At 72.6% G+C, this 22691-nt stretch carries 21 protein-coding genes and 1 pseudogene; 12 read left to right on the top strand and 10 right to left on the bottom strand.

Translation table 11 applies throughout. The annotated features are described in order from the left end of the window. Nucleotides 1–65: 65 nt before the first annotated feature. Both ACGFRF_RS19130 and ACGFRF_RS19125 read right to left on the bottom strand, forming a co-directional pair. Nucleotides 66–2714 carry an ATP-dependent RNA helicase gene (locus ACGFRF_RS19130; RefSeq protein WP_393741318.1) on the bottom strand — a complete coding sequence of 883 codons (2649 nt, stop codon included), beginning with the start codon at nucleotides 2712–2714 and terminating at the stop codon, nucleotides 66–68. A 56-nt stretch (nucleotides 2715–2770) separates the two neighbouring features. Beyond that, nucleotides 2771–3670, bottom strand: a complete 900-nt coding sequence (locus ACGFRF_RS19125; protein ID WP_393741316.1) for a class I SAM-dependent methyltransferase — start codon at nucleotides 3668–3670, stop codon at nucleotides 2771–2773. A 299-nt stretch (nucleotides 3671–3969) separates the two neighbouring features. On the opposite strand from ACGFRF_RS19125, the gene rpsA reads away from it, so the two are divergent. Further along, entirely contained in the window at nucleotides 3970–5460 is a 1491-nt protein-coding gene (gene rpsA / locus ACGFRF_RS19120) for a 30S ribosomal protein S1 (protein WP_363213635.1), read from the top strand. Between the two features lie 138 nt (nucleotides 5461–5598). On the opposite strand, the gene ACGFRF_RS19115 is transcribed toward rpsA, so the two are convergent. After that, entirely contained in the window at nucleotides 5599–6558 is a 960-nt protein-coding gene (locus tag ACGFRF_RS19115; RefSeq protein WP_393741314.1) for a right-handed parallel beta-helix repeat-containing protein, read from the bottom strand. Nucleotides 6559–6758: 200 nt separating this feature from the next. On the opposite strand from ACGFRF_RS19115, the gene ACGFRF_RS19110 reads away from it, so the two are divergent. The 3 genes from ACGFRF_RS19110 to ACGFRF_RS19100 all read left to right on the top strand — a co-directional run bounded on the left by ACGFRF_RS19110 (nucleotide 6759) and on the right by ACGFRF_RS19100 (nucleotide 9001). Next, entirely contained in the window at nucleotides 6759–7697 is a 939-nt protein-coding gene (locus ACGFRF_RS19110; RefSeq protein WP_393741312.1) for a PAC2 family protein, read from the top strand. 225 nt (nucleotides 7698–7922) lie between these two features. Then, nucleotides 7923–8552, top strand: a complete 630-nt coding sequence (coaE, locus tag ACGFRF_RS19105) for a dephospho-CoA kinase (RefSeq protein WP_393741310.1) — start codon at nucleotides 7923–7925, stop codon at nucleotides 8550–8552. Between the two features lie 68 nt (nucleotides 8553–8620). Further along, nucleotides 8621–9001: a tetratricopeptide repeat protein gene (locus ACGFRF_RS19100; protein ID WP_393741308.1), complete on the top strand. Its 381-nt coding sequence runs from the start codon at nucleotides 8621–8623 to the stop codon at nucleotides 8999–9001. A 130-nt stretch (nucleotides 9002–9131) separates the two neighbouring features. Here ACGFRF_RS19100 and ACGFRF_RS19095 read toward each other — a convergent pair whose 3' ends face one another. Further along, a complete protein-coding gene (locus tag ACGFRF_RS19095) occupies nucleotides 9132–9428 on the bottom strand; it encodes a DUF6343 family protein (protein WP_393741306.1) in 297 nt (98 codons plus the stop codon). Nucleotides 9429–9540: 112 nt separating this feature from the next. Here ACGFRF_RS19095 and ACGFRF_RS19090 point away from each other — a divergent pair, with 112 nt between their 5' ends. Both ACGFRF_RS19090 and ACGFRF_RS19085 read left to right on the top strand, forming a co-directional pair. Further along, a complete protein-coding gene (locus tag ACGFRF_RS19090; protein WP_393741537.1) occupies nucleotides 9541–10449 on the top strand; it encodes an acyltransferase domain-containing protein in 909 nt (302 codons plus the stop codon). A gap of 65 nt (nucleotides 10450–10514) precedes the next feature. Further along, on the top strand, nucleotides 10515–11207 hold the full coding sequence (locus ACGFRF_RS19085) for a class I SAM-dependent methyltransferase (protein WP_393741304.1): 693 nt from the start codon (nucleotides 10515–10517) through the stop codon (nucleotides 11205–11207). 92 nt (nucleotides 11208–11299) lie between these two features. Here the strand turns inward: ACGFRF_RS19085 and ACGFRF_RS19080 are convergent, their stop codons facing one another. Further along, a complete protein-coding gene (locus ACGFRF_RS19080; RefSeq protein ID WP_393741302.1) occupies nucleotides 11300–12034 on the bottom strand; it encodes an RNA-binding S4 domain-containing protein in 735 nt (244 codons plus the stop codon). 473 nt (nucleotides 12035–12507) lie between these two features. On the opposite strand from ACGFRF_RS19080, the gene ACGFRF_RS19075 reads away from it, so the two are divergent. Next, nucleotides 12508–13203: a uracil-DNA glycosylase gene (locus tag ACGFRF_RS19075; RefSeq protein WP_393741300.1), complete on the top strand. Its 696-nt coding sequence runs from the start codon at nucleotides 12508–12510 to the stop codon at nucleotides 13201–13203. A 141-nt stretch (nucleotides 13204–13344) separates the two neighbouring features. On the opposite strand, the gene ACGFRF_RS19070 is transcribed toward ACGFRF_RS19075, so the two are convergent. Together ACGFRF_RS19070 and ACGFRF_RS19065 are read right to left on the bottom strand one after the other, a co-directional pair. Then, nucleotides 13345–13800, bottom strand: coding sequence for a GNAT family N-acetyltransferase (locus tag ACGFRF_RS19070; protein ID WP_393741298.1), 456 nt, complete (start codon nucleotides 13798–13800; stop codon nucleotides 13345–13347). Next, the gene (locus ACGFRF_RS19065; RefSeq protein ID WP_393741296.1) at nucleotides 13797–14210 is read right to left on the bottom strand and encodes a RidA family protein; all 414 of its coding nucleotides are present in this window, start codon (nucleotides 14208–14210) and stop codon (nucleotides 13797–13799) included. The genes ACGFRF_RS19070 and ACGFRF_RS19065 overlap by 4 nt, the downstream gene beginning before the upstream one ends. Before the next feature lie 330 nt (nucleotides 14211–14540). Here ACGFRF_RS19065 and ACGFRF_RS19060 point away from each other — a divergent pair, with 330 nt between their 5' ends. The 5 genes and pseudogenes from ACGFRF_RS19060 (at nucleotide 14541) to ACGFRF_RS19040 (ending at nucleotide 18757) form a co-directional block, all read left to right on the top strand. Next, a complete protein-coding gene (locus ACGFRF_RS19060; RefSeq protein WP_393741294.1) occupies nucleotides 14541–15335 on the top strand; it encodes a nucleotidyltransferase domain-containing protein in 795 nt (264 codons plus the stop codon). A gap of 190 nt (nucleotides 15336–15525) precedes the next feature. Further along, nucleotides 15526–17379 carry an FUSC family protein gene (locus tag ACGFRF_RS19055; RefSeq protein WP_393741292.1) on the top strand — a complete coding sequence of 618 codons (1854 nt, stop codon included), beginning with the start codon at nucleotides 15526–15528 and terminating at the stop codon, nucleotides 17377–17379. 89 nt (nucleotides 17380–17468) lie between these two features. Continuing rightward, nucleotides 17469–17681, top strand: a pseudogene (locus ACGFRF_RS19050) (amidohydrolase family protein); the annotation flags it as partial. A 102-nt stretch (nucleotides 17682–17783) separates the two neighbouring features. Beyond that, nucleotides 17784–18428 carry a DUF899 domain-containing protein gene (locus ACGFRF_RS19045; protein ID WP_393741291.1) on the top strand — a complete coding sequence of 215 codons (645 nt, stop codon included), beginning with the start codon at nucleotides 17784–17786 and terminating at the stop codon, nucleotides 18426–18428. A gap of 152 nt (nucleotides 18429–18580) precedes the next feature. Then, a complete protein-coding gene (locus ACGFRF_RS19040) occupies nucleotides 18581–18757 on the top strand; it encodes a hypothetical protein (RefSeq protein WP_393741289.1) in 177 nt (58 codons plus the stop codon). A gap of 121 nt (nucleotides 18758–18878) precedes the next feature. Here the strand turns inward: ACGFRF_RS19040 and ACGFRF_RS19035 are convergent, their stop codons facing one another. The 3 genes from ACGFRF_RS19035 to ACGFRF_RS19025 form a co-directional block, all read right to left on the bottom strand. Then, nucleotides 18879–20822 carry an ABC transporter ATP-binding protein gene (locus ACGFRF_RS19035; protein ID WP_393741287.1) on the bottom strand — a complete coding sequence of 648 codons (1944 nt, stop codon included), beginning with the start codon at nucleotides 20820–20822 and terminating at the stop codon, nucleotides 18879–18881. A 392-nt stretch (nucleotides 20823–21214) separates the two neighbouring features. Next, nucleotides 21215–21613 carry a hypothetical protein gene (locus ACGFRF_RS19030; RefSeq protein ID WP_393741535.1) on the bottom strand — a complete coding sequence of 133 codons (399 nt, stop codon included), beginning with the start codon at nucleotides 21611–21613 and terminating at the stop codon, nucleotides 21215–21217. Between the two features lie 146 nt (nucleotides 21614–21759). After that, nucleotides 21760–22518: an ATP-binding protein gene (locus ACGFRF_RS19025; RefSeq protein WP_393741285.1), complete on the bottom strand. Its 759-nt coding sequence runs from the start codon at nucleotides 22516–22518 to the stop codon at nucleotides 21760–21762. Nucleotides 22519–22691: the final 173 nt, after the last annotated feature.

Genomic DNA, 22691 nt, shown 5'->3' with positions numbered 1-22691 from the left:
TGCCTGGAGGCCCGCGCCCGCCGCCCGCAGGACCCCGCACCCACGCGGACGGGGGCCCGAACCGGTCAGCGCCTGAGGCGCGCGTTGGTGTGCCGCGTGGGCTCGGCGGTCGCCGGGTCCTCCGGCCACGGATGCTTCGGATAGCGCCCGCGCAGCTCCGCCCGTACGCCCTTGTAGCCGTCCGCCCAGAAGGAGGCGAGGTCGGTCGTGACGGCGGCGGGCCGCCCGGCGGGGGAGAGCAGGTGCACGAGCAGCGGCACCCCCGCCACAGCCGGCGTCTCCCGCAGCCCGAACATCTCCTGCAGCTTGACGGCGAGCACCGGCCGCTCGGCATCCCGGTAGTCGATCCTGATTCTGGACCCACTCGGTACGGTGATCCGTTCGGGCGCCAGCTCGTCCAGCCGTGCGGCATCCCCGCTCGCCCAGGGCAGCAGCCGAGCGAGCGCCTGCCCTGCGTCGATCCGGCCGAGATCGGCCCGCCGCCGGGCCCTGCTCAGTTCCGGCTCCAGCCACTCGTCCACGCGCGCGTGGAGCGCGTCGTCCGACACGTCCGGCCATGGTTCCCCGAGGTGCGCGCGCAGGAACGCCAGCCGCTGCCGCAGCCCTTCCGCCTCCGGCGACCAGCGCAGCAGCCCGAGCCCTTCCCGCCGGAGCCCTTCGAGCAGCGCGGCCCGTACGAGGGCCGGGTCGGCGTCCTTCAGGGGCTGTACGGCCAGCTCGATCGCGCCCAGCCGTGCCACGTGCCGGGCCACGACCTCCCCGTCGGCCCAGCGCACCTCGTCCCGCTCCTCCAGGAGCGCCCCGGCAGCGGCGCGCGCGACGTCCTCCGGCACCGCGGCCCCGAGCCGCACGCGCGCGTGCCCCTTGCCCGCGGGCCGGTCGGCAACGGCGACGACTATCCACGGCACCCCTCGCAGCGCCGACCCGTCCCCCACCTCGACCCGAGTCCCGGACGCCATCAGATACGACCCACCGTCCAGCCTGGCAACCCGCTCCGGAAAGGCGAGGGCGCCGACAAGCCCGACGAGCCCGTCCTCTCCGGAACGGACTGTGGGGGGTCCGCCGAGGGTGCCGTCTTTGTCGGGGGTGGCGGGGGGTCCGCCGAGGGTGCCGTCTCCGGCAGGCTCGGCGACGGGGCCGGTGAGCGTGGCGTCCCCGGTGGCCGGTCCCGTTTCGACGGCCGCTTCCGAGTGGTGGTGCCGGTGACGGGCGGGGGGATGGGAGAACTCCGCGGAGACGGCCCGCAGCCGCCGCACCTCCGCAGCCCACCGCCCCGCGTAGGCGTCACCCCCACGCCGGGCCCGCCGCAACGCCCCGGCCAGATCATCCCCGTACTCCCGCGGCACCTCTTCGGAGAGCAGGGCCACAACCGGGGCCCCCTCCCCGGCCGTGTCCAACAGCGCGCGCCCCAGCCGGGGATGCACGCCCAGCCGGGCCAACCGCACACCGACCTCCGTCGCCCGCCCGACGGAGTCCACCGCTCCGACGGCCGACAGGACATCCCGCGCCGCCGCCATCGCCCCGCCCGGCGGCGGATCGAGCAACGCCAGTCCCGAGGCGTCCGGATCGCCCCAGCAGGCCGCCTGGAGGGCGAACGCGGTCAGGTCGGCCACCTTGATCTCCGGCGCCGGAAACGCCGGAAGACGGACGTCCTCGGCCTCGGACCAGCACCGGTACACCGCCCCCGGCGCCTCACGCCCGGCCCGCCCCGCCCGCTGCCGCCCGGCCGCCCGCGACGCCCGTACGGTCGTGAGGCCGCTCAGCCCGCGCGCGTGGTCCACCCGCGGCTCTCGCGCGAGCCCCGAGTCGACCACCACCCGCACCCCGGGCACGGTCAGTGACGACTCCGCCACCGACGTGGCCAGCACCACCCGGCGCCGCGCCCCGGGCGCCAGCACCGCGTCCTGCACGGCGGCCGGCGCCCGCCCGTGCACCTGGAGCACCTCGACGTCACACAGACCCCCGAGCTGACCGCCCACGCGCGCGATCTCGCCCACGCCGGGCAGGAAACACAGCACGTCCCCGTCCCGCTCGGCCAGTGCGCGCCGCACCACCGACGCCACATGCGCCAGCAGCGCGGGATCGACGCGCATCCCGTGCGGCGGACGCACCGGACGCTCCGGCGGAGCCCACACCACCTCCACGGGATGCGTGACACCCGCGGCCTCGACCACCGGCGCCCCGCCCAGCAGCCGCGCCCAGCCCTCCGCGTCCGTGGTCGCCGACGCGGCCACCAGTCGCAGCTCCGGCCGCAGCGCCTGCCGTACGTCCCACAGGAACGCGGCCACCGTGTCGGCGTCCAGATGCCGCTCGTGGCATTCGTCGAGGACGACGACATCGACGCCGGCCAGCTCCTGGTCGCGCTGCAGCCGCTGCAGCAGCACACCGGTCGTCACGACCTCCACGCGCGTGTGCCGCCCGACGGCCCGCTCGCCGCGCACCGTGAAGCCCACGCTCCCGCCGGGCTTCTCACCCAGCAGCCATGCCATCCGGCGGGCCGCCGCCCGCGCCGCGATCCGCCGCGGCTCGGCCACCACGACCCGTCGCGCGTGGCCGCCGCCGACGAGCCCCGCCAGCACGAGCGGCACCAGCGTCGTCTTGCCCGTGCCGGGCGGCGCCACGAGGACGGCGGTGCCGTCCCCCTTCAGGGCGTCGGTCAGGGCGGGCAGGGCGGAGCGCACGGGCAGCGCGTCCAGGGCGTCGTAACGGATCACGCCCCTAGTGTCGTACGACGGCGAGTACGCCCCTCAGGCGCGCGTGCCGCAGGCGCTCAGTCCCGCTCGCACACGAAGATCGCCGTCCCCGGGATCAGGTTCCCGCGCAGCGGGGACCAGCCGCCCCACTCCGACGTGTTCCACGACGGCCACTCCGGCTCCACCAGGTCCACCAGCCGGAAGCCCGAGGCCACGATGTCCCGGACCCGGTCGCCGACCGTCCTGTGGTGCTCCACGTAGACCGCGCGGCCCTCCTCGTCCTGCTCCACGTAGGGCGTGCGGTCGAAGTAGGAGGAGGACACCGACAGGCCCTCCGGGCCCGGCTCGTCCGGGAAGGCCCAGCGGATCGGATGCGTCACCGAGAAGACGAACCGGCCGCCCGGCCGCAGCACCCGGCGCACCTCGCGCAGCACCAGCCGCGGGTCGGCCACGAACGGCAGCGCCCCGTACGCGGAGCACGCCAGGTCGAAGGAGCCGTCCGTGAAGGGCAGCGCGCCGGCGTCGGCACAGACAAGGGGAAACGATCCGCCGATCCGCAGGGAGTGCTGCAGCTGGCGGTGCGAGAGGTCCAGGGCGACCGGGCGGGCTCCCTGCGCGGCCAGCCAGCGCGAGCACTGCGCCGCACCCGCGCCGATCTCCAGGACGTCCCTGCCCTTGAGATCCTCCGGCGGGCCCAGCAGCTCGGCCTCCACCTCGTCCAGGCCCTCCGGGCCCCACACGAAGCGGTCGTCGCCGAGGAACGTGCCGTGCTCGGTCTGGTACTCGTCCGCGTTGCGATCCCACCAGCCCCGGTTGGCCCGGGCGCTCTCCGTGACGTCCGCGTCACGCCGGGTGGCTTCCGGTTCGAACCCTTCGGGACCTTCGGGCTCGTGCGTTTCCGGCTCTTGGATGATCGGCTCCCTCGTCGTACTCTTCCGTCCAACCCGCCGGGGGTGGTCGCGGAAGCGATCCCACAAGCCCGCGTGGCCTCCTGGGACGTTTCTTCTGCCTGGAATGCGGCGATCTGCCCCGGGTGTGCGCCTTCGCGCATTGACCCTGCCCGGCTGCCCCCGTATGCTACAAGTTGCGCTGCGGGCCTGCGCACCTCAGACGTAGCAGGCTGCGCTCGCATCTGTTGTATGTCCCCTCGGTTGTCGAGGCGCCACAGTGGTTTTGTGTGGCGCTTCCTTGGCTGTCCGGCTTCTGCAGAGCGAAACGGGCTCCCGGCGTAAGCAGTACCTACGACTTCAATGTCCGTACCGGAGCCCTTTCCCACATGACGAGCAGCACCGAGACCACCGCCACCACCCCGCAGGTAGCGGTCAACGACATCGGTAACGAGGAAGCCTTCCTCGCCGCGATCGACGAGACGATCAAGTACTTCAACGACGGCGACATCGTCGACGGCGTCATCGTGAAGGTCGACCGGGACGAGGTCCTGCTCGACATCGGTTACAAGACCGAAGGCGTTATCCCGAGCCGCGAGCTCTCCATCAAGCACGACGTCGACCCCAACGAGGTCGTCGCCGTGGGCGATGAGATCGAGGCCCTTGTTCTCCAGAAGGAGGACAAGGAAGGCCGCCTGATCCTCTCGAAGAAGCGCGCCCAGTACGAGCGTGCCTGGGGCACCATCGAGAAGATCAAGGAAGAGGACGGCATCGTCACCGGTACCGTCATCGAGGTCGTCAAGGGTGGTCTCATCCTCGACATCGGCCTCCGTGGCTTCCTGCCGGCCTCCCTCGTCGAGATGCGCCGCGTCCGCGACCTCCAGCCTTACGTGGGCAAGGAGCTCGAGGCCAAGATCATCGAGCTGGACAAGAACCGCAACAACGTGGTCCTGTCCCGCCGGGCCTGGCTCGAGCAGACCCAGTCCGAGGTTCGCCAGACGTTCCTCACGACCCTCCAGAAGGGTCAGGTCCGCTCCGGTGTGGTCTCCTCGATCGTCAACTTCGGTGCCTTCGTGGACCTGGGTGGCGTCGACGGTCTGGTCCACGTCTCCGAGCTGTCCTGGAAGCACATCGACCACCCGTCCGAGGTCGTCGAGGTCGGCCAGGAGGTCACCGTCGAGGTTCTCGACGTCGACATGGACCGCGAGCGCGTCTCCCTGTCGCTGAAGGCGACCCAGGAAGACCCGTGGCAGCAGTTCGCCCGCACCCACCAGATCGGCCAGGTCGTGCCCGGCAAGGTCACGAAGCTGGTTCCGTTCGGTGCGTTCGTCCGCGTGGACGAGGGCATCGAGGGTCTGGTCCACATCTCCGAGCTGGCCGAGCGCCACGTGGAGATCCCGGAGCAGGTCGTCCAGGTCAACGACGAGATCTTCGTCAAGGTCATCGACATCGACCTCGAGCGTCGTCGCATCAGCCTCTCGCTGAAGCAGGCCAACGAGTCCTTCGGTGCCGACCCGGCCTCGGTCGAGTTCGACCCGACCCTGTACGGCATGGCCGCGTCCTACGACGACCAGGGCAACTACATCTACCCCGAGGGCTTCGACCCGGAGACCAACGACTGGCTGCCGGGCTACGAGAAGCAGCGCGAGGAGTGGGAGCGCCAGTACGCCGAGGCGCAGTCCCGCTTCGAGCAGCACCAGCAGCAGGTCATCAAGTCCCGCGAGGCCGACGCCGCTGCCGCGGCCGAGGGTGGCGAGGCTGCGGCTCCGGCCGCGACCGGCGGTTCGTACTCCTCCGAGGGCGCGGACACCTCCGGTGCGCTGGCCTCGGACGAGGCGCTGGCCGCGCTCCGCGAGAAGCTGGCCGGGGGCCAGAGCTGAGCGCTGCCGCTGAGGCTTAGCCGATAGCTGCTGAGGGGCCGTACCTTTCGAGGTGCGGCCCCTCAGAGTTTTTCCGGGCGGGTCGGTCGTCGTCCCGCCCCGGGTCTTCGGTGGCCGGGCGCGCGGTCCCCGTGTCCCTCAGGGCGTCACCGGGACGTTGGTCAGGCCCTTGCCGCCCGTCACCGTGTTGCTGCTGTACACCGTCGTCCTGCAGCTCGCGCTGGAGTTGGTGACGTTGATCGCCAGCCGGGTCGAGCCGGTGGCGCCGGTCAGAGTCGACTTGTTGCCCTTGAAGACCGTGCCGCAGCCCCAGCCGGACTGCTGGGTGTGGGTCTGATAGCCGTCGTTCGTGGTGTTCGTGCCGGTGTTGTCCTGGACGAGGACGTCGTTGCCCTTCACGTCGACCCAGGAGTCGTCGTAGTTGGCGCCGGTCAGCCCGCTGCCGTCGAAGGTGTTCCCGATGATCTGCGCGCCGGTCGTGCCCTCCTTGATGTCGATGCTCTCGCCGCCCACGTCCGGGCCGATCGTGTTGTGCAGGATCCGGATGCGGTCGCTGCGGTCGGAGAGCGTGCCCGCGGAGCCCACGTACACGCCCTCGCCCATGCCCCTGCCGTCGTTCCCGGTGTCGTAGATCGTCGAGTTCCTGATCACGCCGTCCGTGCTGGAGGTGCGGAAGTGCACGCCCTCCATGTCCAGGCCGTGCACCGTGACCCCGTCCACGACCACCCCGTCGGCCGCGTCGATCATGATGCCCTTCTGCCCGCCGGTCACGGTCAGCCCGCTGACCGTCCAGTAGGAGGCGCCGTTCAGATGGAGGCCGTAGCCGCCGCTCGCGGTGAGTACCGCCTTGGGGGAGCCGGTGAGGGTGATGCGGGCCGTGGCGGTCGCCGGCGCTGTCGCCTTGAAATTGCCGGTGTAGGTGCCGTCCGCCAGATGGATCGTGTCGCCGGGCCTCGCGCTGCCGAGCGCGGTCTTCAGCTGCGCGGCGGTGCCGACCTCGATGGTCGAGGCGGCGGAGGCGGGGCCGGCGGAGAGGAGCAGTCCGCCGGTGGCGGTGGTCGCGGCGAGCAGGGAGGTGAGCAGCGTGCGCGTGCGCATGGGGGTGCCTTCCTGTCGTACGAGCGCGATCTCATGCATGAATGATGAACGTGTATATGAACGCCGTCGTCGTGAAGGTACGGACCAGCTGACGGGTCGTCAAGGTGTGCTGCGCGAGATGCCTGATCAGCGACCTGACCCGGGAATGCCCACGCCCCACAGTGCGTTGTCCATCAGGAACACGAGGAGGAGCGGTCACAGTGCTTGATCCGCAGGGTTTGTACGCATGGGAGCCGAAGGGCCTCGCCGTGGTGGACATGGCGCTCGCCCAGGAGTCGGCCGGCCTTGTCATGCTCTACCACTTCGACGGATACATCGACGCGGGTGAGACCGGCGACCAGATCGTCGACCGGCTGCTCGACTCACTGCCCAACCAGGTCGTGGCCCGTTTCGACCACGACCGGCTCGTGGACTACCGGGCTCGCAGGCCCCTGCTGACCTTCAAGCGGGACCGCTGGGACGGTTACGAGGTCCCCGCCATCGAGGTCCGCCTCGTGCAGGACGCCACCGGCGCCCCCTTCCTGCTGCTGTCCGGTCCCGAACCGGACGTGGAGTGGGAGCGGTTCGCGGCCGCCGTACGCCAGATCGTGGAGCGGCTGGGCGTCCGCCTGTCCGTGAACTTCCACGGCATCCCCATGGGCGTCCCGCACACCCGCCCCGTGGGCCTGACCCCCCACGGCAACCGCACCGACCTCGTCCCCGGCCACCGCAGCCCCTTCGAGGAGGCCCAGGTGCCCGGCAGCGCCGAGTCGCTCATGGAGTACCGCCTCATGGAGGCCGGGCACGACGTCCTGGGCGTCGCCGCGCACGTCCCGCACTACATCGCGCGTTCCCCGTACCCGGACGCCGCGCTGACCGTCCTGGAGGCCATCACGGCCGCCACCGGACTGGTCCTGCCCGGCATCGCGCACTCCCTGCGCACGGACGCGCACCGCACGCAGACGGAGATCGACCGGCAGATCCAGGAGGGCGACGAGGAACTCACCGCGCTCGTCCAGGGCCTGGAGCACCAGTACGACGCCGCGGCGGGCGCCGAGTCCCGCGGCAACATGCTCGCCGAGCCCGTGGAGATCCCGTCGGCCGACGAGATCGGGCGGGAATTCGAGCGGTTCCTGGCGGAGCGGGAGGGCGACAACTAGGGCCCGTCCCGCGCGGGGGCGGGGCGGGCGAGGCCCTGGAGAGCCGAACGGCGGGGATGGTCCGGTGCCGGGGTCGGCTCTGCTTGGCCGGTGCTGGGGTGGGTTCTGCTGGCGGTGGCTGGTGTCGGCGGCTCTGCTCGGCCGGTTCCGGGTTGGGTTCCGCCCATGTCGCTCGCACCGGTGCCGGGAGTGGTTCTGTCAGCGGCAGGGCCTAAGCTTCCGCTCATGCTGAAAGTGGGGCTGACCGGCGGCATCGGCGCCGGCAAGAGCGAGGTGTCGCGGCTGCTCGTGGACCACGGGGCCGTACTGATCGACGCGGACCGCATCGCGCGCGAGGTCGTGGCGCCCGGCACGCCCGGCCTCGCGGCCGTGGTCGAGGCCTTCGGCGAGGGCGTCCTCACCGCCGACGGCAGCCTGGACCGGCCCCGGCTCGGCTCGATCGTCTTCGCCGACCCGGCCAAGCTCGCCGTCCTCAACTCGATCGTCCACCCCCTGGTCGGTGCCCGCTCCCGTGAGCTGGAGACCGCCGCGGCCGATGACGCCGTGGTGATCCACGACGTCCCGCTCCTCACCGAGAACGGCCTCGCGCCGCTCTACGACGTCGTGGTCGTCGTGGACGCGAGCCCCGAGACCCAGCTCGACCGGCTGGTCCGCCTGCGCGGCATGACCGAGGAGGACGCACGCGCGCGCATGGCCGCGCAGGCGACGCGCGAGCAGCGCCGGGAGATCGCGGACATCCTGATCGACAACGACGTACCGCTGGACGCGCTGAGGAAACGCGTCACAGAGGTGTGGGACGACCTGGTGCGACGGGTGCGCGGGAGCGAGGAGGAGCCCGGCGGCAGACGTCCGTAGGACAGCGGCCTGGAATAACGGGCGTCTGTGCGGGCGTTGAAGTGCGGTAGTGAGGGAAGGACTGTGCCGTGCCCGAGACCAGCGGTTCCACCGGACGCACTCCGGAGACGCATGTCATCGACTTCCGTGCCGCCGAGCACCTGCTCAACGCACGGGACCCGCGGGGCGCGGTGAAGCTGCTGGACGGAGTCATCGCCGCGCATCCGGAGAACACCGCCGCCCGTCTGCTGCGCGCGCGTGCCTTCTTCGCCGCGGCTCAACTGCGCCCTGCCGAGCTGGAGTTCACCATCGTGCTGGAGCGCGAGCCGGACAACGCGTTCGCGCACTTCGCGCTCGCCCGCACCTACGAGCGCCAGGGCCGACCGGACCAGGCCAAACGCCATTTCCGGCTGGCGGCCGCGCTCGACCCGAACCCGCAGTACCTGAAGGCTGCCCACTTCGACGACTGAGCGTCGTCCGGCCGTCCTCGGCCGAGCCTCTCGACGACCGAGTGCCGTCACGCGTCCTCGGCTGAGCGTCGTCCGGCTGACCTGGGACCGAGCCTGCTCACGGATCCTCGGCCTCGATCCGGCATCGTCGTCACGGATGCCGGTGCCTGCGCGGCCCCGGGTACGGCGGTCCGCCGTCCGGCGGCGGGTAGGGCGGTATGTCACGGCCCGGCTGATAGTGCGGGCCCTGCCGGATGTGCCTGAGGATCAAGGCCATGTCGGCGGTGACCACCAGCCACAGCACCCCGCAGGCAGCCGCCCAGGCGGGGCGTCCGGCGAGCGCGAACGCCGCCGTGCCGAAGATCGCCCAGACCAGTCCCCACACGCTCAGCCACAACCGCGCCCGCAGTGCACTGCGCGCGGTCGCCGGTTCACTGCCCGTACGCATCGGATCACCACTCCTCACTTGCAACGTACTCTTCGAGGGCGACGTGCATCAACGCTCGACGGCGACGCGCGCCGGTGCCGGCGCCGTGCCGTTCGCCGAAGGGGGACCCATCGTGCTGCCGGACGCCGACGACCTGCCGGAACTCCTCCTCGACCTGGCCGTGCCGCACGAGGACATCAACGGTCTGGTCGCACTGCGGCACAGGGTGACCGGGGACCCGGGCACGCTGCGGCTGCTGAAGGAGTGCGTCGAGGAGATGTTCCGTGATCCGGGGGACCTGGGCCGCACCCCCGACCTCGCTGAACTGCTCGCCTCGGCACCGGTCGATCTCACCGACACCTTCCCCGTGTACGTCTTCCTCGCCGCGCTCCCGCACACCCGCGCCCAGCACCGGGAACGTGGCATCCCCGCCGAGATCTCCCGACGCACCCTGGCCGACCTGGGCCGCCACATGACGGCGCACCGTCGGCGGCACGGCAGGTCCGGGGTGCAGTCGCGGCGCTGGCTGGTCCGCCACTTCCGCGGCGAGCTGTACCAGCTGGGGCGACTGCAGTTCGAGCGGGCCCGGATCGGACAGCGCACGGCGCCGGTGCTCGCGGCCGCCGGACTGGACTCGGTGCCGGGCACGCCCTGCCTGAACCTGCACATCCCCGACTTCCACGGACCGCTGACCCCGTCCGCCTGCGACCGCTCCCTGGCACTGGCCCGCGAGTTCTTCGCCCTGCACTTTCCCGAGGAGCGCGTGCAGGCCGTACTGTGCCATTCCTGGCTGCTCGACCCGCAGTTGAAGGCCTACCTGCCCGCGGACTCCAACATCGTCCGCTTCCAGGACCGGTTCGGCGTCGCCCGCGAGGACACCGAGCCGGCCGACACGGAGCCCGTCCAGTTCGTGTTCGGGGACCCGGACCTGCCAGTGTCCGAGCTGCCCCGCCGCACCTCCGTGGAGCGGGCGGTGGGGGACCACCTGCGGTCGGGCGGCCACTGGTACATCGGGCACGGATGGTTCCCGTTCCGAGCCTGATGACTCGAACGAGTGAACCAGGGTCGAACGGGAACGGGCATGCGGCGGTGGGCCGTTGTCCGGGCATGACGGTCGAAATGCGTGAGGGCTACGAGGGCACGGGACCCGGTGCGATCACCCCGGACGGCTGCGCGGTCGAGCTGTACGAGCGGCTGCCGGTGGGCGAGGAGCCGGACATCATCGCCGCGGCGGTACCGGCGGGGGCGCACATCCTGGAGCTGGGCAGCGGAGTGGGCCGAGTGACCCGTCCCCTGCTGGAGCGCGGGTTCACGGTCACGGCGGTGGACGAGTCCGCCGACATGCTGGCCCGCATCCGTGGGACGCGCACGATATGCAGCCCCATCGAGGACCTGGACCTGGGCGAGACGTTCGACGTGGTGATGCTCGCGTCGTTCCTCGTGCACGCCGGTGACGAGGAGGTGCGCAGGGGCCTGCTGCGCACCTGTGCCAAGCACGTTGCGGAGGGCGGCTGCGTGCTCCTCCAGCGGGAGGGCGAGGACTACCACACGAACGTCCCCAGAGAGCGAGTCGACCCCAGCGGCTTCACCGTGCGGATCGTGTCGGCGGAGCCCGTCGGAGACGGGGTGGACTCGGTCCGGGCCGAGTACGTGTTCCCGGATGCGGTCTGGACGCAGACGTTCCTGTCCCGGCCTCTGACGAAGGAGCAGTTCGAGTCGGCGCTGGCGGAGGCGGGACTGGAGGTGGACACCTATCTGACACCGGACGGGATGTGGGTGAGGGCGGTACCGACGACGTAGGCGACTGCGGCGCCGGTCGTGACGGAAAGGAGGTCATGGAGGGCGTAGGGGGGACGATCGGCGTGGGCGGAGATGTCGGACGGCGAGTCGACTCATCGCCCCCGGGATTGGCCACCGGACCCACGGGTGCCTCCCGGCCTTTCCGACCCACGGGTGCTTCCGGGGTTCCCGGACCCACGGGTGTTCCCGGACCCACGGCTGCTGCCTTGGCCGCCTGGCGCGCCCGGTGCACCTGGGCCGCCGAGTCCGGCGAAGCCGCCGAGCCCTCCGGGGCCGGCCGGGCCGGCGAGGCTGCGGAGGCGCTCCAGTTCACGGCGGTCCCGCTTGGTGGGGCGCCCGGTGCCTCGGTCGCGGAGACCGGCGGGTGCGAAGGCCTCGCGGGGCGGGGGCGGAGGGGAGTTGTCGACGTAGCACTGGGCGGCCACGGGCGCACCGACCCGCTTGCGGATCAGGCGCTTGACGATCACGATCCGTTCCCGGCCCTCGTGCCGCAGGCGCACCTCGTCGCCGACGCGCACGGAGTAGGCGGGCTTCACGCGCTCGCCGTTCACGTGCACGTGCCCGCCGCGGCACGCGGCGGCGCCCAGGGAACGCGTCTTGATCAGACGTACGGCCCAGATCCAGCTGTCGAGCCGGACCGTCTCGCCCTTGGACGGTCCCGCGGCCTCGGCGGCGGCCACCGCGGCGGCGACCTTGGGATCGAGCGGTTGGTCGGCGGAGGTGTCGGTGCCGGAGGTGCCGGAGCCGTCTGCATCCTGGGCGGGGTCCGTTCCGCCCGGCCCGCCGGTCCCACGGTTCACGTTCTCGTCCGCATCCTCGGAAGCCATGTTCCGACCTTAACGCGCCAGGCCGGGAGAGCCGGGCGCAATTTCCGGGCGCCGCCCACCCCGCGCTTCCGCGCCCCCCGCGCACCCCGGGCTCCGCACTTCCCGGCTCCAGCTGTCTCGGTCACTGCGCCCAGGCCTCTGCAATCCCGTGGTCCCCGCGCACCCCGCCCCCGCTCCAGTTGTCTCGGTCACTGCACCCTGGACTCCGCCCCCCGATCCCCGCGCCCCCGATCTCCGTACGCTCCAGGACAGCCCGCCGCCCTCTCCGGCTCTTGCACCCCGCCTCGCTCCGGCCCTGCACCCTCCGGCGCCCGCACTCCAGGCACGCCTGGACCCCCAGCCCGCGCCCGCACCCCCGCACCCCTTGGCTCCCGTGACGGCCCTCGGCCTGGTGCGCAGTCAAGCCGCTCCCGCGCGCCCCCTGCTTCCGCACACACGCATCGGCCCACGTCACCGGGGCATACGGTGGCGGTATGGACGACAGCAGCGCCCTTGACCGGCTCGACCGGCGCGTCGCGGAGTGCCGGGCCTGTCCTCGGCTGGTCGACTGGCGTGAGGAGGTGGCCCGGACCAAGCGGACCGCGTTCGCCGACTGGACGTACTGGGGGCGGCCGGTGCCCGGCTTCGGCCCGGCCGACGCACGGCTGGTGATCATCGGGCTGGCCCCCGCCGCGCACGGCGGCAACCGCACCGGGCGGATGTTCACCGGTGACCGCTCCGGGGACGTCCTCTATCAGGCGCTGCACGAGGTGGGGCTCGCCTCGCAGCCCACCTCCGTCAGCATCGACGACGGACTCGAGCTGTACGGCGTACGCATCACCGCGCCGGTGCACTGCGCCCCGCCCGCCAACAAGCCGACCCCCGGCGAACGTGACACCTGCCGCCCCTGGCTGGTCCAGGAGCTGAAGCTGCTGCGCCCGACGTTGAAGGCCGCGGTCGTCCTCGGTGCCTTCGGCTGGCAGGCCGCGCTGCCCGCGTTCGCCGAGGCGGGCTGGACCGTGCCCCGCCCCCGTCCACCCTTCGCTCACGGCACCCGCGTCGCCCTGGAGGGCCTCGACCTCTTCGGCTGCTTCCACGTCAGCCAGCGCAACACCTTCACCGGCCGGCTCACCGCAGAGATGCTGCGTGAGGTGCTGCGCACGGCGGCGGACGCGGCGGAACTGCCGTAACGCGTCGCGCAGCTCGAAGAGTGCCGTGACCTCGGTCGGGGTCAGCGCTGTGCGTGCGACCGTGCGGCGGGCCGACTCGAACAGGACGGAGCCCTCGGCGACCACCGAGGGCCGGGGCCGGTCGTGTGTGCCGCTGATGCCTCAGGGCTGCCAGACGTAGCGGACGTCCGGCTCCCGCTCCTCGTTGTCGCTGCCGTCGGTGAACTCGACGGCGGTGAAGCCGTGCCGTTCGTAGAAGCGGTGGGCGGGCTTGTTGACCTGGAAGGTCCACAGGGTCAGCCCGCCCGGGCTGCGCTCCTTGGCCAGCGCGACGAACCGGTCCCCGAGGCCCCGCCCCCGCCACTCGGGTTCCAGATACAGCTGGGACAGCAACTCTCCGTTGAGCACCATCAGGCCGACGATCCCGGTCCCGGCCGCCTCCGCCACCCAGATCTCCCGCAGTGGTACGACGACGTCCCGGAAGTAGTCCCGTACGTCGTCGTCGGTCCGCGGCCGGACCACCGTGGGCAGCGCGGCGGCGAACGACCGCAGCCAGACGTCGGCGGCGGCACGGGCGTCGGCCGCCAGGGCGCGCCTGAGGACGACCCCTGTCGTCACGGTGTTCCCTCGTCCGGCACCACGGCCGTCGCCGTGATCTCCACCAACTGCCCGGTGTACCCGAGGCAGGCGACGCCGAGCAGCGTGGAGGAGTGCGGCCCCATGCTCAGCCCCGAGGCCTCCACGACGTCCCACACCGCGGACAGCACCGAGGGCTCGCTGCTGACGACGTACACCTCCGTCACCAGGACATGTTCCAAGTCGCTGCCGACCGCGCGCAGTTGCTCGCGCAGATTGGCGATCACCTGCTCGGCCTGCCGTACGGGATCACCCGGACCGACGATGTCCCCCTTCTCGTCGAGCGGCACGGCCCCCGCGAGGAACGCGAGCTTCGTGCCCGCCTCGACGACGGAGGCGTGGGAGTACGTGGGGGGCGGGAAGAGCCCGGGCGCGATCACTCGCCGGATCATGGAAGCTGCTCCTGGACGGTCAGCGGACGACTTCCCGATGATCGGCCTCCCCGGCCCGGAGCGCATCCGAATTTCGGGGCGGCCCCCAGGCGGCCGGCGTGTACCGCCGCCGACCCGCTCCGCCAGGGACGGTCGCCGTCAGGATGGCCCTGGCCCTGACCTGCGGCGCCCGTCCGTGACCCGGGCCCGGCGAGTGGGCCGCCGACACGTCGATCAGGCGGCCACCCGGCCACCTCCGCAGGGTCCGCGGCAGGGAGGCCGCGGGGTGCGCCGTACTTCGGTGATCTCGTTCAGGAGCGGACTTCGGAGCGGTTGCGGCAGGCTGAGGGTATGAACCAGTCGTCCGACCCCGGCTTCCTCTCCGCCACCGCCGACCGCCTCGCCGCGCTCCCGACCGTCCGAGCGGTGGCGCTCGGCGGTTCCCGGGCCCAGGGCACCCACCGCCCGGACAGCGACTGGGACCTGGCCGTCTACTACCGCGGCCCCTTCGACCCCGACGAACTGCGCGCCCTCGGCTGGGAGGGCGAGGTGTCCGAGGTCGGCGGCTGGGGCGGCGGCGTCTTCAACGGCGGGGCGTGGCTCACCATCGACGGACGCCGGGTCGACGTGCACTACCGGGACCTGGACGTGGTCGAGCACGAGCTGACGGAGGCGGCGGAAGGAAGGTTCCGGGTGGAGCCGCTGCTGTTCCACCTGGCCGGCATTCCCACCTACCTGATCGTGGCCGAACTGGCCCTCAACCAGGTCCTCAGGGGCACCCTGCCCCGCCCGGCGGGCTACCCGGCCAAGCTGCGTCTCACCGCCGCCGAACACTGGCACGGCACCGCGCGCGCCACCCTGGCCTACGCGAAGGCCAACCACGCCGCGCACGGTCGCCTCACCGAGACCGCCGGCGCCCTCGCCACCGCCACCACCCAGGCCGCGCACGCCGTACTCGCGGCACGCGGGGAGTGGGTGACGAACGAGAAGCGGTTGCTGGAGCGCGCCGGGTTGCGGGGGATGGACACCGTGACGGGTGCGCTGCGGGCCGCGCCCGAGGCCTTGGTCGCTGCCGTCCGCGAAGCGGAGGAGATCATCGCCAGGGCATTGCGTTCACAGATCAACGCACCGGCATTGCGTTCATAAAGAAACCCGTCCTCCGGGCACCTTTCACCTCCCTGAAACGTGATCGTCCCGTTTGCTCGGGGAACGCGCCCTACCGTGGAAGCAGGTCCCGTGGCACCACCGTGGGACCACGTCCCGCGGCACACCACCGTGTGCACCCCGTGGGAACACCGCCCGGCCACCGTCGTCCGAAGGCCCACCCCGCCCTCGTATGAACAGGAGCCCTGTGTCCCGGCCTGTCGCACCGCCCTGGCTCGCTCACGCCCTGCGTGCTCAGCGCGGTCCCGTTCCCTGGAGCGCGGTGACCCGGGGTGCGCTCGCCGCCGGGCCGCTGCTGCTCGCCGGTGTGCTGAGTGGGCGGACGCCCGTCGGGGTGCTCGCCGCCATCGCCGCGATGCTCGCCGGGATCAACGACCGGCCCGGGAGCCGGCGCGCCTGCGTCAAGCGGCTCGGGCTGCCCGCGCTGGCCGGTGCCCTCGGGCTGCTCGGGGGCACGTATGCCGGGCAGGGGATGGCGGCCGTACCGCTGACGTCTGCGCTCACCGCGCTCGGGCTGGTCGCCGGAGGCATCAGTGCCGTCGGGCCCGTCGCCTCCGCCGCCGGAACGCAGTTGCTCGTCGCCGCCGCCATCGGCGCCGGGATGCCGGCGGCCGAGAGCGGCTGGCAGCGGGCCCTCGCCTTCCTCGCCGGCGCCGGCTGGTTGATCCTGCTGCGGCTCGCCCTGCCCACACCCGGTTCGCTCGCCGGGGACTTCCGGTTCGACGGGGAGCGTAAGGCGGTCGCCGACGTGTACGACGCGATCGCCGCGCTCCTCGACGCCGTCGGCGGCGCGCACGCCACCGCCCGGCGGGCCGCGCTCACCGCCGCCCTCGACCATGCCCAGGACGCCCTCGCCGGACCCCGGCTGCGCCGGTACGCCAGTTCCGCCGCCGAGCGCCGGCTGTACGCCCAGTACGCGGCCGCGCTGCCCCTTGCCGAGGCCGCCACCGCCCTGTACTGGACGGGAGAGCCCGGCACGGCGCGGGCGGCGGAAGGGCCCCGGCGGCTCGCCGCCGCGGTCCGCGGCAACACCGGCACCGGCCCGCTGCCCGCGCCGCAGCGGTCCGCGCCCGCGCTCCGCGCCCTCGACGACGCCCTGCTGCGCGCCGCCGAGGCCTTCGACCGGGCCGAGGGGACCCAGCGGCGGCTGGTCGCCCGGCGCCGGGGCGTCCAGGAAGCGGTACGGGCCGCGTTCGGGGCCGGTGGACGCGAGTACGGCCTGCGGGTCGCCCTCTGCTTCGGCGGCAGCGCGGCCATCGCCCAGGCGCTGCACCACGCCCGCTGGTACGGCCAGCACCAGCACTGGTACTGGCTGCCCGCCACCGCCGTCTTCCTGGTCAAGCCCGACCTCGGGCCGCTCGCCTCCCGGGTGCTGTGCCGGGCCGCCGGAACCGTGCTGGGCGCCCTGGTCTTCACCGGCCTCGCCGCGCTGCTGCCCCGGCCGGCGGGACTGATCGCACTGGTCGCGGTGTGCGGAGCGCTCGTCCCGGTCGCCACCCGGCACTTCGCCGCCCTGACCGCTGTCGTCACGGTCCTGGTCCTTGCCCTGGTCATGGTCGGCGGGGAGCCGCAGGCCTCCGTCAGCCGGATCGGCGAGACGCTGCTGGCCTGCGCGCTCGTGCTGGTCGTCGGGCATCTGCCGATGCCGGGCCAGCACGGCGGCGGGGTACGGGCCCGGCTCGCCGCGGCCGGGGACGCCGCGCACGCCTATCTCCTGCACGTCCTCGGCGAGTCCGGTGACCGTGCCGAGCGGTGGGCGCTGCGCCGGGAGGCCTACCGCACCCTCGCCGAGGCCCGTACCGCCATCGCGCTCGCCGCCGCGGAACTGCCCGCGCTCGCTCGGCACACCGAGGGCACGGACACCGTCGCGGACGCCCTGGAACGGCTCGTGGACACGACCACGGCCTGCGCCGTCCACCTCGACGACACCGGACGGCTCACTGCCCGGCATGTCCGTCAACTGGAGAAGGCGCTGGGGGAGTTGCGGCTGCAGGGGGTGCCGGTGCCGCTGCCCGCGGCGGCGTAGCGGGTGCCGGCGGTCCCGTGCCGCACCGCGCAGCGGTCCAGGCGTTCCCCTGCGCCGCCCACCACCCGGATCATCGTGAGCGTCTCCGGCTGCAGAGTGCCCGCGCGGTCGGTCTCGGCGCGAGCGCCGGCAGCCTCGCCCCCGGCCGCCGCGCCGACATCGTCCTGGTCGACCTCAGCGGCCCGCACACCCGGCCCGTCCACGGCCTCGCCGCCACCCTCGTGCACAGCGCCCGCTCGGCCGACGTCCGCACCACCATCGTGGACGGCCGCGTGCTGGTGCGGGAACCGGAACTCCTCACGGAGCGGCGGAAAAAGTGTCGGAAAAAATTCTCCGCGCGCAGCGATGAGTTCCGTATCCGATGACGGTCACCACCCCGAACCGACCGTCGGACAGGAGGGCCCATGTCGCTTCCGGAGATCGTCTCGCGCGAGCAGTGGCGCGCGGCGCGCGAGGAGTTGCTGCGCAAGGAGGAGGCGGTCAGACGGGCGCGCGAGGTGCTGGGCGCCGAGCGGCGGAGGCTGCCCATGGTCGAGGTCGACCCGGAGTACGTCTTCGAGGGCGGCGACGGGAAGGCCACCCTCCTCGACCTCTTCGAGGGACGGGCTCAGCTCGTCGTCCACCACTTCATGTTCGCGCCGGAGTGGGAGGCCGGCTGCCCCTGCTGCGCGGCCTTCCTGGACCAGGTCGGCCACCTCGCCCACCTGAGGGCCCGGAACACCTCGTTCGCGGCCGTCTCCCGGGCGCCGTTCACCCGCGTCCTGCCGTTCAAGGCACGGATGGGCTGGGCGGTGCCCTGGTACTCCTCCAGTCACAGCGACTTCAACCGCGACTTCGAGGCCACCGTCGAATCCGGTGGGGAACCGGTCGAGCGGCCGGGCCTCAGCTGCTTCCTGCGCGACCACGACCGGGTCTTCCACACCTACTCGGTGTACGACGACGGGCTGGACGGACTCGGCACCATCGCCGGCCTCCTCGACCTGACCGCGCTCGGCCCCAGCCCCACGGGCAGCGATCACCTCCGCCTTCACGACGAGTACGAATACTGACACCCAGGGTGCGTTTCGTGTCACGACGTGAACGGATCCTCACCGTCCGCGCCGAACGCGTGTCGACAATGTCTCAGTCCCGTCACTGAGCGAGGCGTTTCCCTCCTCCAAGGCGTTAACTCCTACAGTTACGACGCTTCTGGAGGTGCGAGATGGTGAACGGGCGAACAGTGCTCGAACGCTTTCCCGCCGGTGGTCCGCGCGGATCCCGGCCAGCGGAGGAATTCGCGCACGCGCGGCGTCTGGAAGGCCTGCCCGCCGAGGTCGTCATGGACCTGGCGACGGACACGTTCCTGGTGATCGTGCGCGGGGGCGACGCCGCCGAGTGAGACGGCCGACCCCCGCGGGACCGGGTCAGGACGCCGCCGAGCCGGTTCAGGCCGGAAGTCGCCGGGCCGGGCCAGACCGCGCTGCCGAGCCCAGTCAGGAAGGCAAGCCGCTGTTGCCGGGTCAGGCCGGTTTCGGCGCCGGGATCTTCGCGGTGAACTGCCGCGCCTGGAGCGCGTACAACTCTGCGTAGACACCACCCCTCGTCAGCAGTTCCTCCGGGGTGCCGGACTCCACCAGCCGCCCGTGCTCCAGCACGTGCACCAGGTCGGCGTGCCGGACCGAGGCCAGCCGGTGGGTGATCAGGACGACCGTCTGCCCGCTGCCGGCCAGCGCCCGGATCTTCTCGAACACCTCCAGCTCGGCCCGCGCGTCCAGCGCCGCGGTCGGCTCGTCCACGATCAGGATGTGCCCGCGCCGGTACGCGGCGCGCGCGATGCCGAGCCGCTGCCACTGGCCGCCGGACAGCTCGTGCCCGCCGCTGAAGTTGCGGGCCAGCAGCGTGTCCAGACCGTGCGGCAGATCCGCGACCACCTGCTCGGCGCCCGCGTCGGCGATCGACGCCGCCAGCCGCTCCTCGGTCATCGGCGCGGCCGAGCGGCCGACGGCCACGTTCACCCGGGCGGTGAACGGCCATCTCTTGAAGTCCTGCGCCACCATCGCGACGCGCTCGGCGAGCAGCCGCCGGTCGGCCCGCCCGGCGTCGACCCCGTCCCACAGGATCCGGCCCCGGTCCGGTGTGTACAGGCCCGCGAGCAGCTTGACCAGTGTCGTCTTGCCCGAGCCGTTCTCGCCGACGAGTGCGATGATCCGGCCCAGGGGAAGCGTGAGGGTGACATCGTCCAGGGCGGGCCGGGTCGCGTCGCCCGGATAGCTGAAGGTGACGTTCTCGAACCGGATCTCCCGCGGGTTCTCCGGAAGGGCCTCCCCGCCCGCCGGGATGGCCCGGGCGGCCGCCTCGACGTACAGCCGTTCCAGGTCGCCCACGAACAGGGCCTCCTCGTGCAGTTGGTTGATCTGCAGCACGAGGGTGTCCAAGCTCGCCGCGCCCGTACGGATCGCGAGCACCGCCGTACCGGCGACGGACAGGGCCATCGCGCCGCCCAGCAGCAGCGCGCCCAGCGTGGCGTACGTCGCGAGCGTGGCGAGGCCCGTCCAGGCCGCCGCGATCAGACCGGTCCGGGCGGCCAGCCGGGACAGCCGGGCCTGTTCCGCCTCCGCCGTCTCCGACATGGCCCGGAAGTGCCGCAGCAGGAACGGGCCCATCCCGTGCACCCGGATCTCCGGGGCGGCGCCCGGCTCGGTGAGCAGGCTGCTGAGCAGCTGCCCGGCACGGGCGTGCTGCACCCAGGTGTGGAACGACTCGTAGTGCCGCCGGGCGTTGGTCAGCGCGCTCCAGGCGCTGGGCAGGGTCATGGTGACCAGCAGCGGCAGCAGCGCCGGGTGCAGCACGGTCAGCACGCCCGCCGCCGCGACCAGCGAGATCATGGCGTTGATCACCTGGGTGCCGTACCCGATCATGCGCCGGGCGGACCGGGCGCCGTACTGCGCCGTGTCCAGCAGCTTGTGGAAGGCATGGTCCTCGATCGCGGCCAGTTCCACGTTCGCCGCGCGCTCCAGATACAGCTCGGTCGCCACCCGTTCCACCTTGGGCTCCAGCCGCCCGGTGGCGTAGACGGAGGCGGCCCGCAGCAGCGCGGCCACCAGCATCACGGCGGCCACGACGACCAGGGCGGGCGCGGCCGCGTGCAGGCGCTGTGCGATGTCAGGGCCGGTGAGCAGGTTTCCGAGCGCGCTGTTCACGGCCAGCAGGCTCACCGCCTGGGCGGCGCCCCGGCCCATCTCGGCGGCCAGCACGATCCACGCGGCCCGCGGGTCGGCCTGCCGGGCCAGTCGGAGGCTGGAGACCAGCATGCCGGGCAGCCGGACCACCATCGCGCGGAAGTTCAACTGCAAGAAGGCGTCCGCGTGCTTGTTCCAGCCCGTGTCGTACCGCAGCGGCCCGCCGAACAGCAGCCGCTCCGACTCCGACACCGCGGGCTCGGCAGGCCCCCGTTTCTTCCTCACCTTGACCTCCCGGACCGTGACGGAACGGCCACTATCGCGGGCGCGCGCGCTGCCTGGGCAGGGCGCGAGAGGACGTAAGGGGGGCGCGGAGGGGGCGCTGTCGTGGGGCGGGGGCGGGGCGGCGGGTGGCCGGAGGGGGCTGGGGACGGACGGACCGGGGGCCGGGGCAGCCGGGCCGGCGAGCCGGCGGGGGGATGGAAGCTGCGAGGGGGGAAAGGGCGTGCGGTGCGCCCGGTGCCGGCGGCACGGCCGATGGGAGGCGTCCGATGCCTCCGATGCGGCCGTCGTGATTCGTGCGCCGAGGCCGGTGGAGGTGCTGCGGTGCGCCGTGTCGTTCTCGCGTCGGGGTACCGGTCGCGGCAGGTGCCCCACGGCTCAGACAGCCGCGGCCCTTACGCCGATACCGCCCTCGACCAGTCCGGATTCGTCCCGGTCACCCGGCACAGGGAGAGATACAGGGGGATCGGCGGGGTGTACGGGACCGTGCCCTCGGGGCAGTGGATGAGCCGGGCGGTACCGGTGACCTGGGCGCCGGAGGCGTACTGGGCGGGGGACGGCCAGCGCAGGGCGTAGTCCGAGTCCGCCGGAACGATCCACCACCAATGTGTACCGTCGGCGTACACACATCCCAGCCGGGGCAGCCGCGGTACGACGAGGGGGCCGAGGCGGTCGGGTACGGCCACGGCGTCGTAGCCGAGCGGGGCCGTCATGCCCTCCGGCATCGGCAGTCGGCGCACCGCGTCCGGAGCCGGTCGGCGGCGCTGCAGCCGCACGAGGGTGTCCAGCCCGATCGGCCCCTCGGGGCCGGAGGGCCGACCCGGCGCGGAACCGGTCGCCTCGTACCGGCGGGAGCCGGTGGCGTCGTACCGGTCGGGGCCGGGAGCGCCGTACTGGCCGGGGTCGGTCCCGCCGTACCGGTCGGAGGCGCCGGTGCCGGTCACGGCCGTTCTCCGGTTGCGTGCTGCTCCTGGACCCGGTGCTGGGGCTGGGCCGGGGTGCGGTGCTGAGGCTGGGACGGAGTGTGCCGCAGGGGCTCGGCCGCGGTGCGGGGCCGGTGCTGCTCGGGGAGCCTGCGGTGGGCCTCGGCCGGGTCGTCGTCGCCGGAGTCGTCCGGGCGGTCCGGCTTGGGGCGGGCGCCCCAGCCAAGATCGTTGCGCGGCTCGTCGGTGTCCTGGGCCGCGTCCGCACGGCGGGCCAGCTCGGCCCAGACCAGCAGCCCGGAACCGTGTTCCTGCGCACCCCAGGACCGGCACAGGGCGTCGACGAGAAACAGTCCCCTCCCGTGTTCCTCATCGGGCCGCTGCGGGGACGGATGAGGTTCACCGGGGGCACAGCCCTCGTCGCGTACGGCTATGCGCACCGTGTCGTCGTGGTCGTGCAGTTCGCACACGACGCGGCTGCTCGCGGTGTGCACGATCGCGTTGGTGACCAGCTCGGATATGACCAGGGCCGCGTTGTCGCAGGTGTCCGCGCACACGGCCCAGCCGGTCAGCCGGGCATGCGCAAGGCGTCTGGCCTGGGCGACGGAACCCGGATGTGCGGCCAGCTCGAAGCGGAACCGGCGCCGGGCAGCGTCCCCCGAAGGGGTTGCTCCCGTCGCGGCACCGAGACCAGGACGGTCTGCGGCGGCGTCTGTTCCTAAGGGCGCGGACGGAATCACGCTTGCCACTATCTCCCCGCCGTGAACACTTGGCAAGTGTCACTATGAAAAATGCAGAGTGCTGTGTGACTCGGTCAGAGGCCGTGGCACACTGCTCGCAACAGCACGTCGCGCGGCGCCAATTGGGGTCATCGGAGATCCGACCCGGTCTTCGAATGAGTCTTCGAATGGCGCCGCAGGGCTGTCAGGAAACTTTCGGTGGAGCTTTC

Source organism: Streptomyces sp. NPDC048521, assembly GCF_043199855.1.
Taxonomy (GTDB): domain Bacteria; phylum Actinomycetota; class Actinomycetes; order Streptomycetales; family Streptomycetaceae; genus Streptomyces.
Note: the sequence above shows the minus strand (reverse complement) of the source record. Positions and strands in the feature narration are given on the sequence as shown.

Excerpts from the sequence above, each read along its gene's own strand:
- rpsA (WP_363213635.1), top strand. The coding sequence starts at position 3,970 with ATGACGAGCAGCACCGAGACCACCGCCACCACCCCGCAGGTAGCGGTC.
- ACGFRF_RS19115 (WP_393741314.1), bottom strand. The coding sequence starts at position 6,558 with ATGCGCACGCGCACGCTGCTCACCTCCCTGCTCGCCGCGACCACCGCC.
- coaE (WP_393741310.1), top strand. The coding sequence starts at position 7,923 with ATGCTGAAAGTGGGGCTGACCGGCGGCATCGGCGCCGGCAAGAGCGAG.
- ACGFRF_RS19095 (WP_393741306.1), bottom strand. The coding sequence starts at position 9,428 with ATGCGTACGGGCAGTGAACCGGCGACCGCGCGCAGTGCACTGCGGGCG.
- ACGFRF_RS19085 (WP_393741304.1), top strand. The coding sequence starts at position 10,515 with ATGACGGTCGAAATGCGTGAGGGCTACGAGGGCACGGGACCCGGTGCG.
- ACGFRF_RS19080 (WP_393741302.1), bottom strand. The coding sequence starts at position 12,034 with ATGGCTTCCGAGGATGCGGACGAGAACGTGAACCGTGGGACCGGCGGG.
- ACGFRF_RS19075 (WP_393741300.1), top strand. The coding sequence starts at position 12,508 with ATGGACGACAGCAGCGCCCTTGACCGGCTCGACCGGCGCGTCGCGGAG.
- ACGFRF_RS19065 (WP_393741296.1), bottom strand. The coding sequence starts at position 14,210 with ATGATCCGGCGAGTGATCGCGCCCGGGCTCTTCCCGCCCCCCACGTAC.
- ACGFRF_RS19060 (WP_393741294.1), top strand. The coding sequence starts at position 14,541 with ATGAACCAGTCGTCCGACCCCGGCTTCCTCTCCGCCACCGCCGACCGC.
- ACGFRF_RS19055 (WP_393741292.1), top strand. The coding sequence starts at position 15,526 with ATGAACAGGAGCCCTGTGTCCCGGCCTGTCGCACCGCCCTGGCTCGCT.
- ACGFRF_RS19045 (WP_393741291.1), top strand. The coding sequence starts at position 17,784 with ATGTCGCTTCCGGAGATCGTCTCGCGCGAGCAGTGGCGCGCGGCGCGC.
- ACGFRF_RS19040 (WP_393741289.1), top strand. The coding sequence starts at position 18,581 with ATGGTGAACGGGCGAACAGTGCTCGAACGCTTTCCCGCCGGTGGTCCG.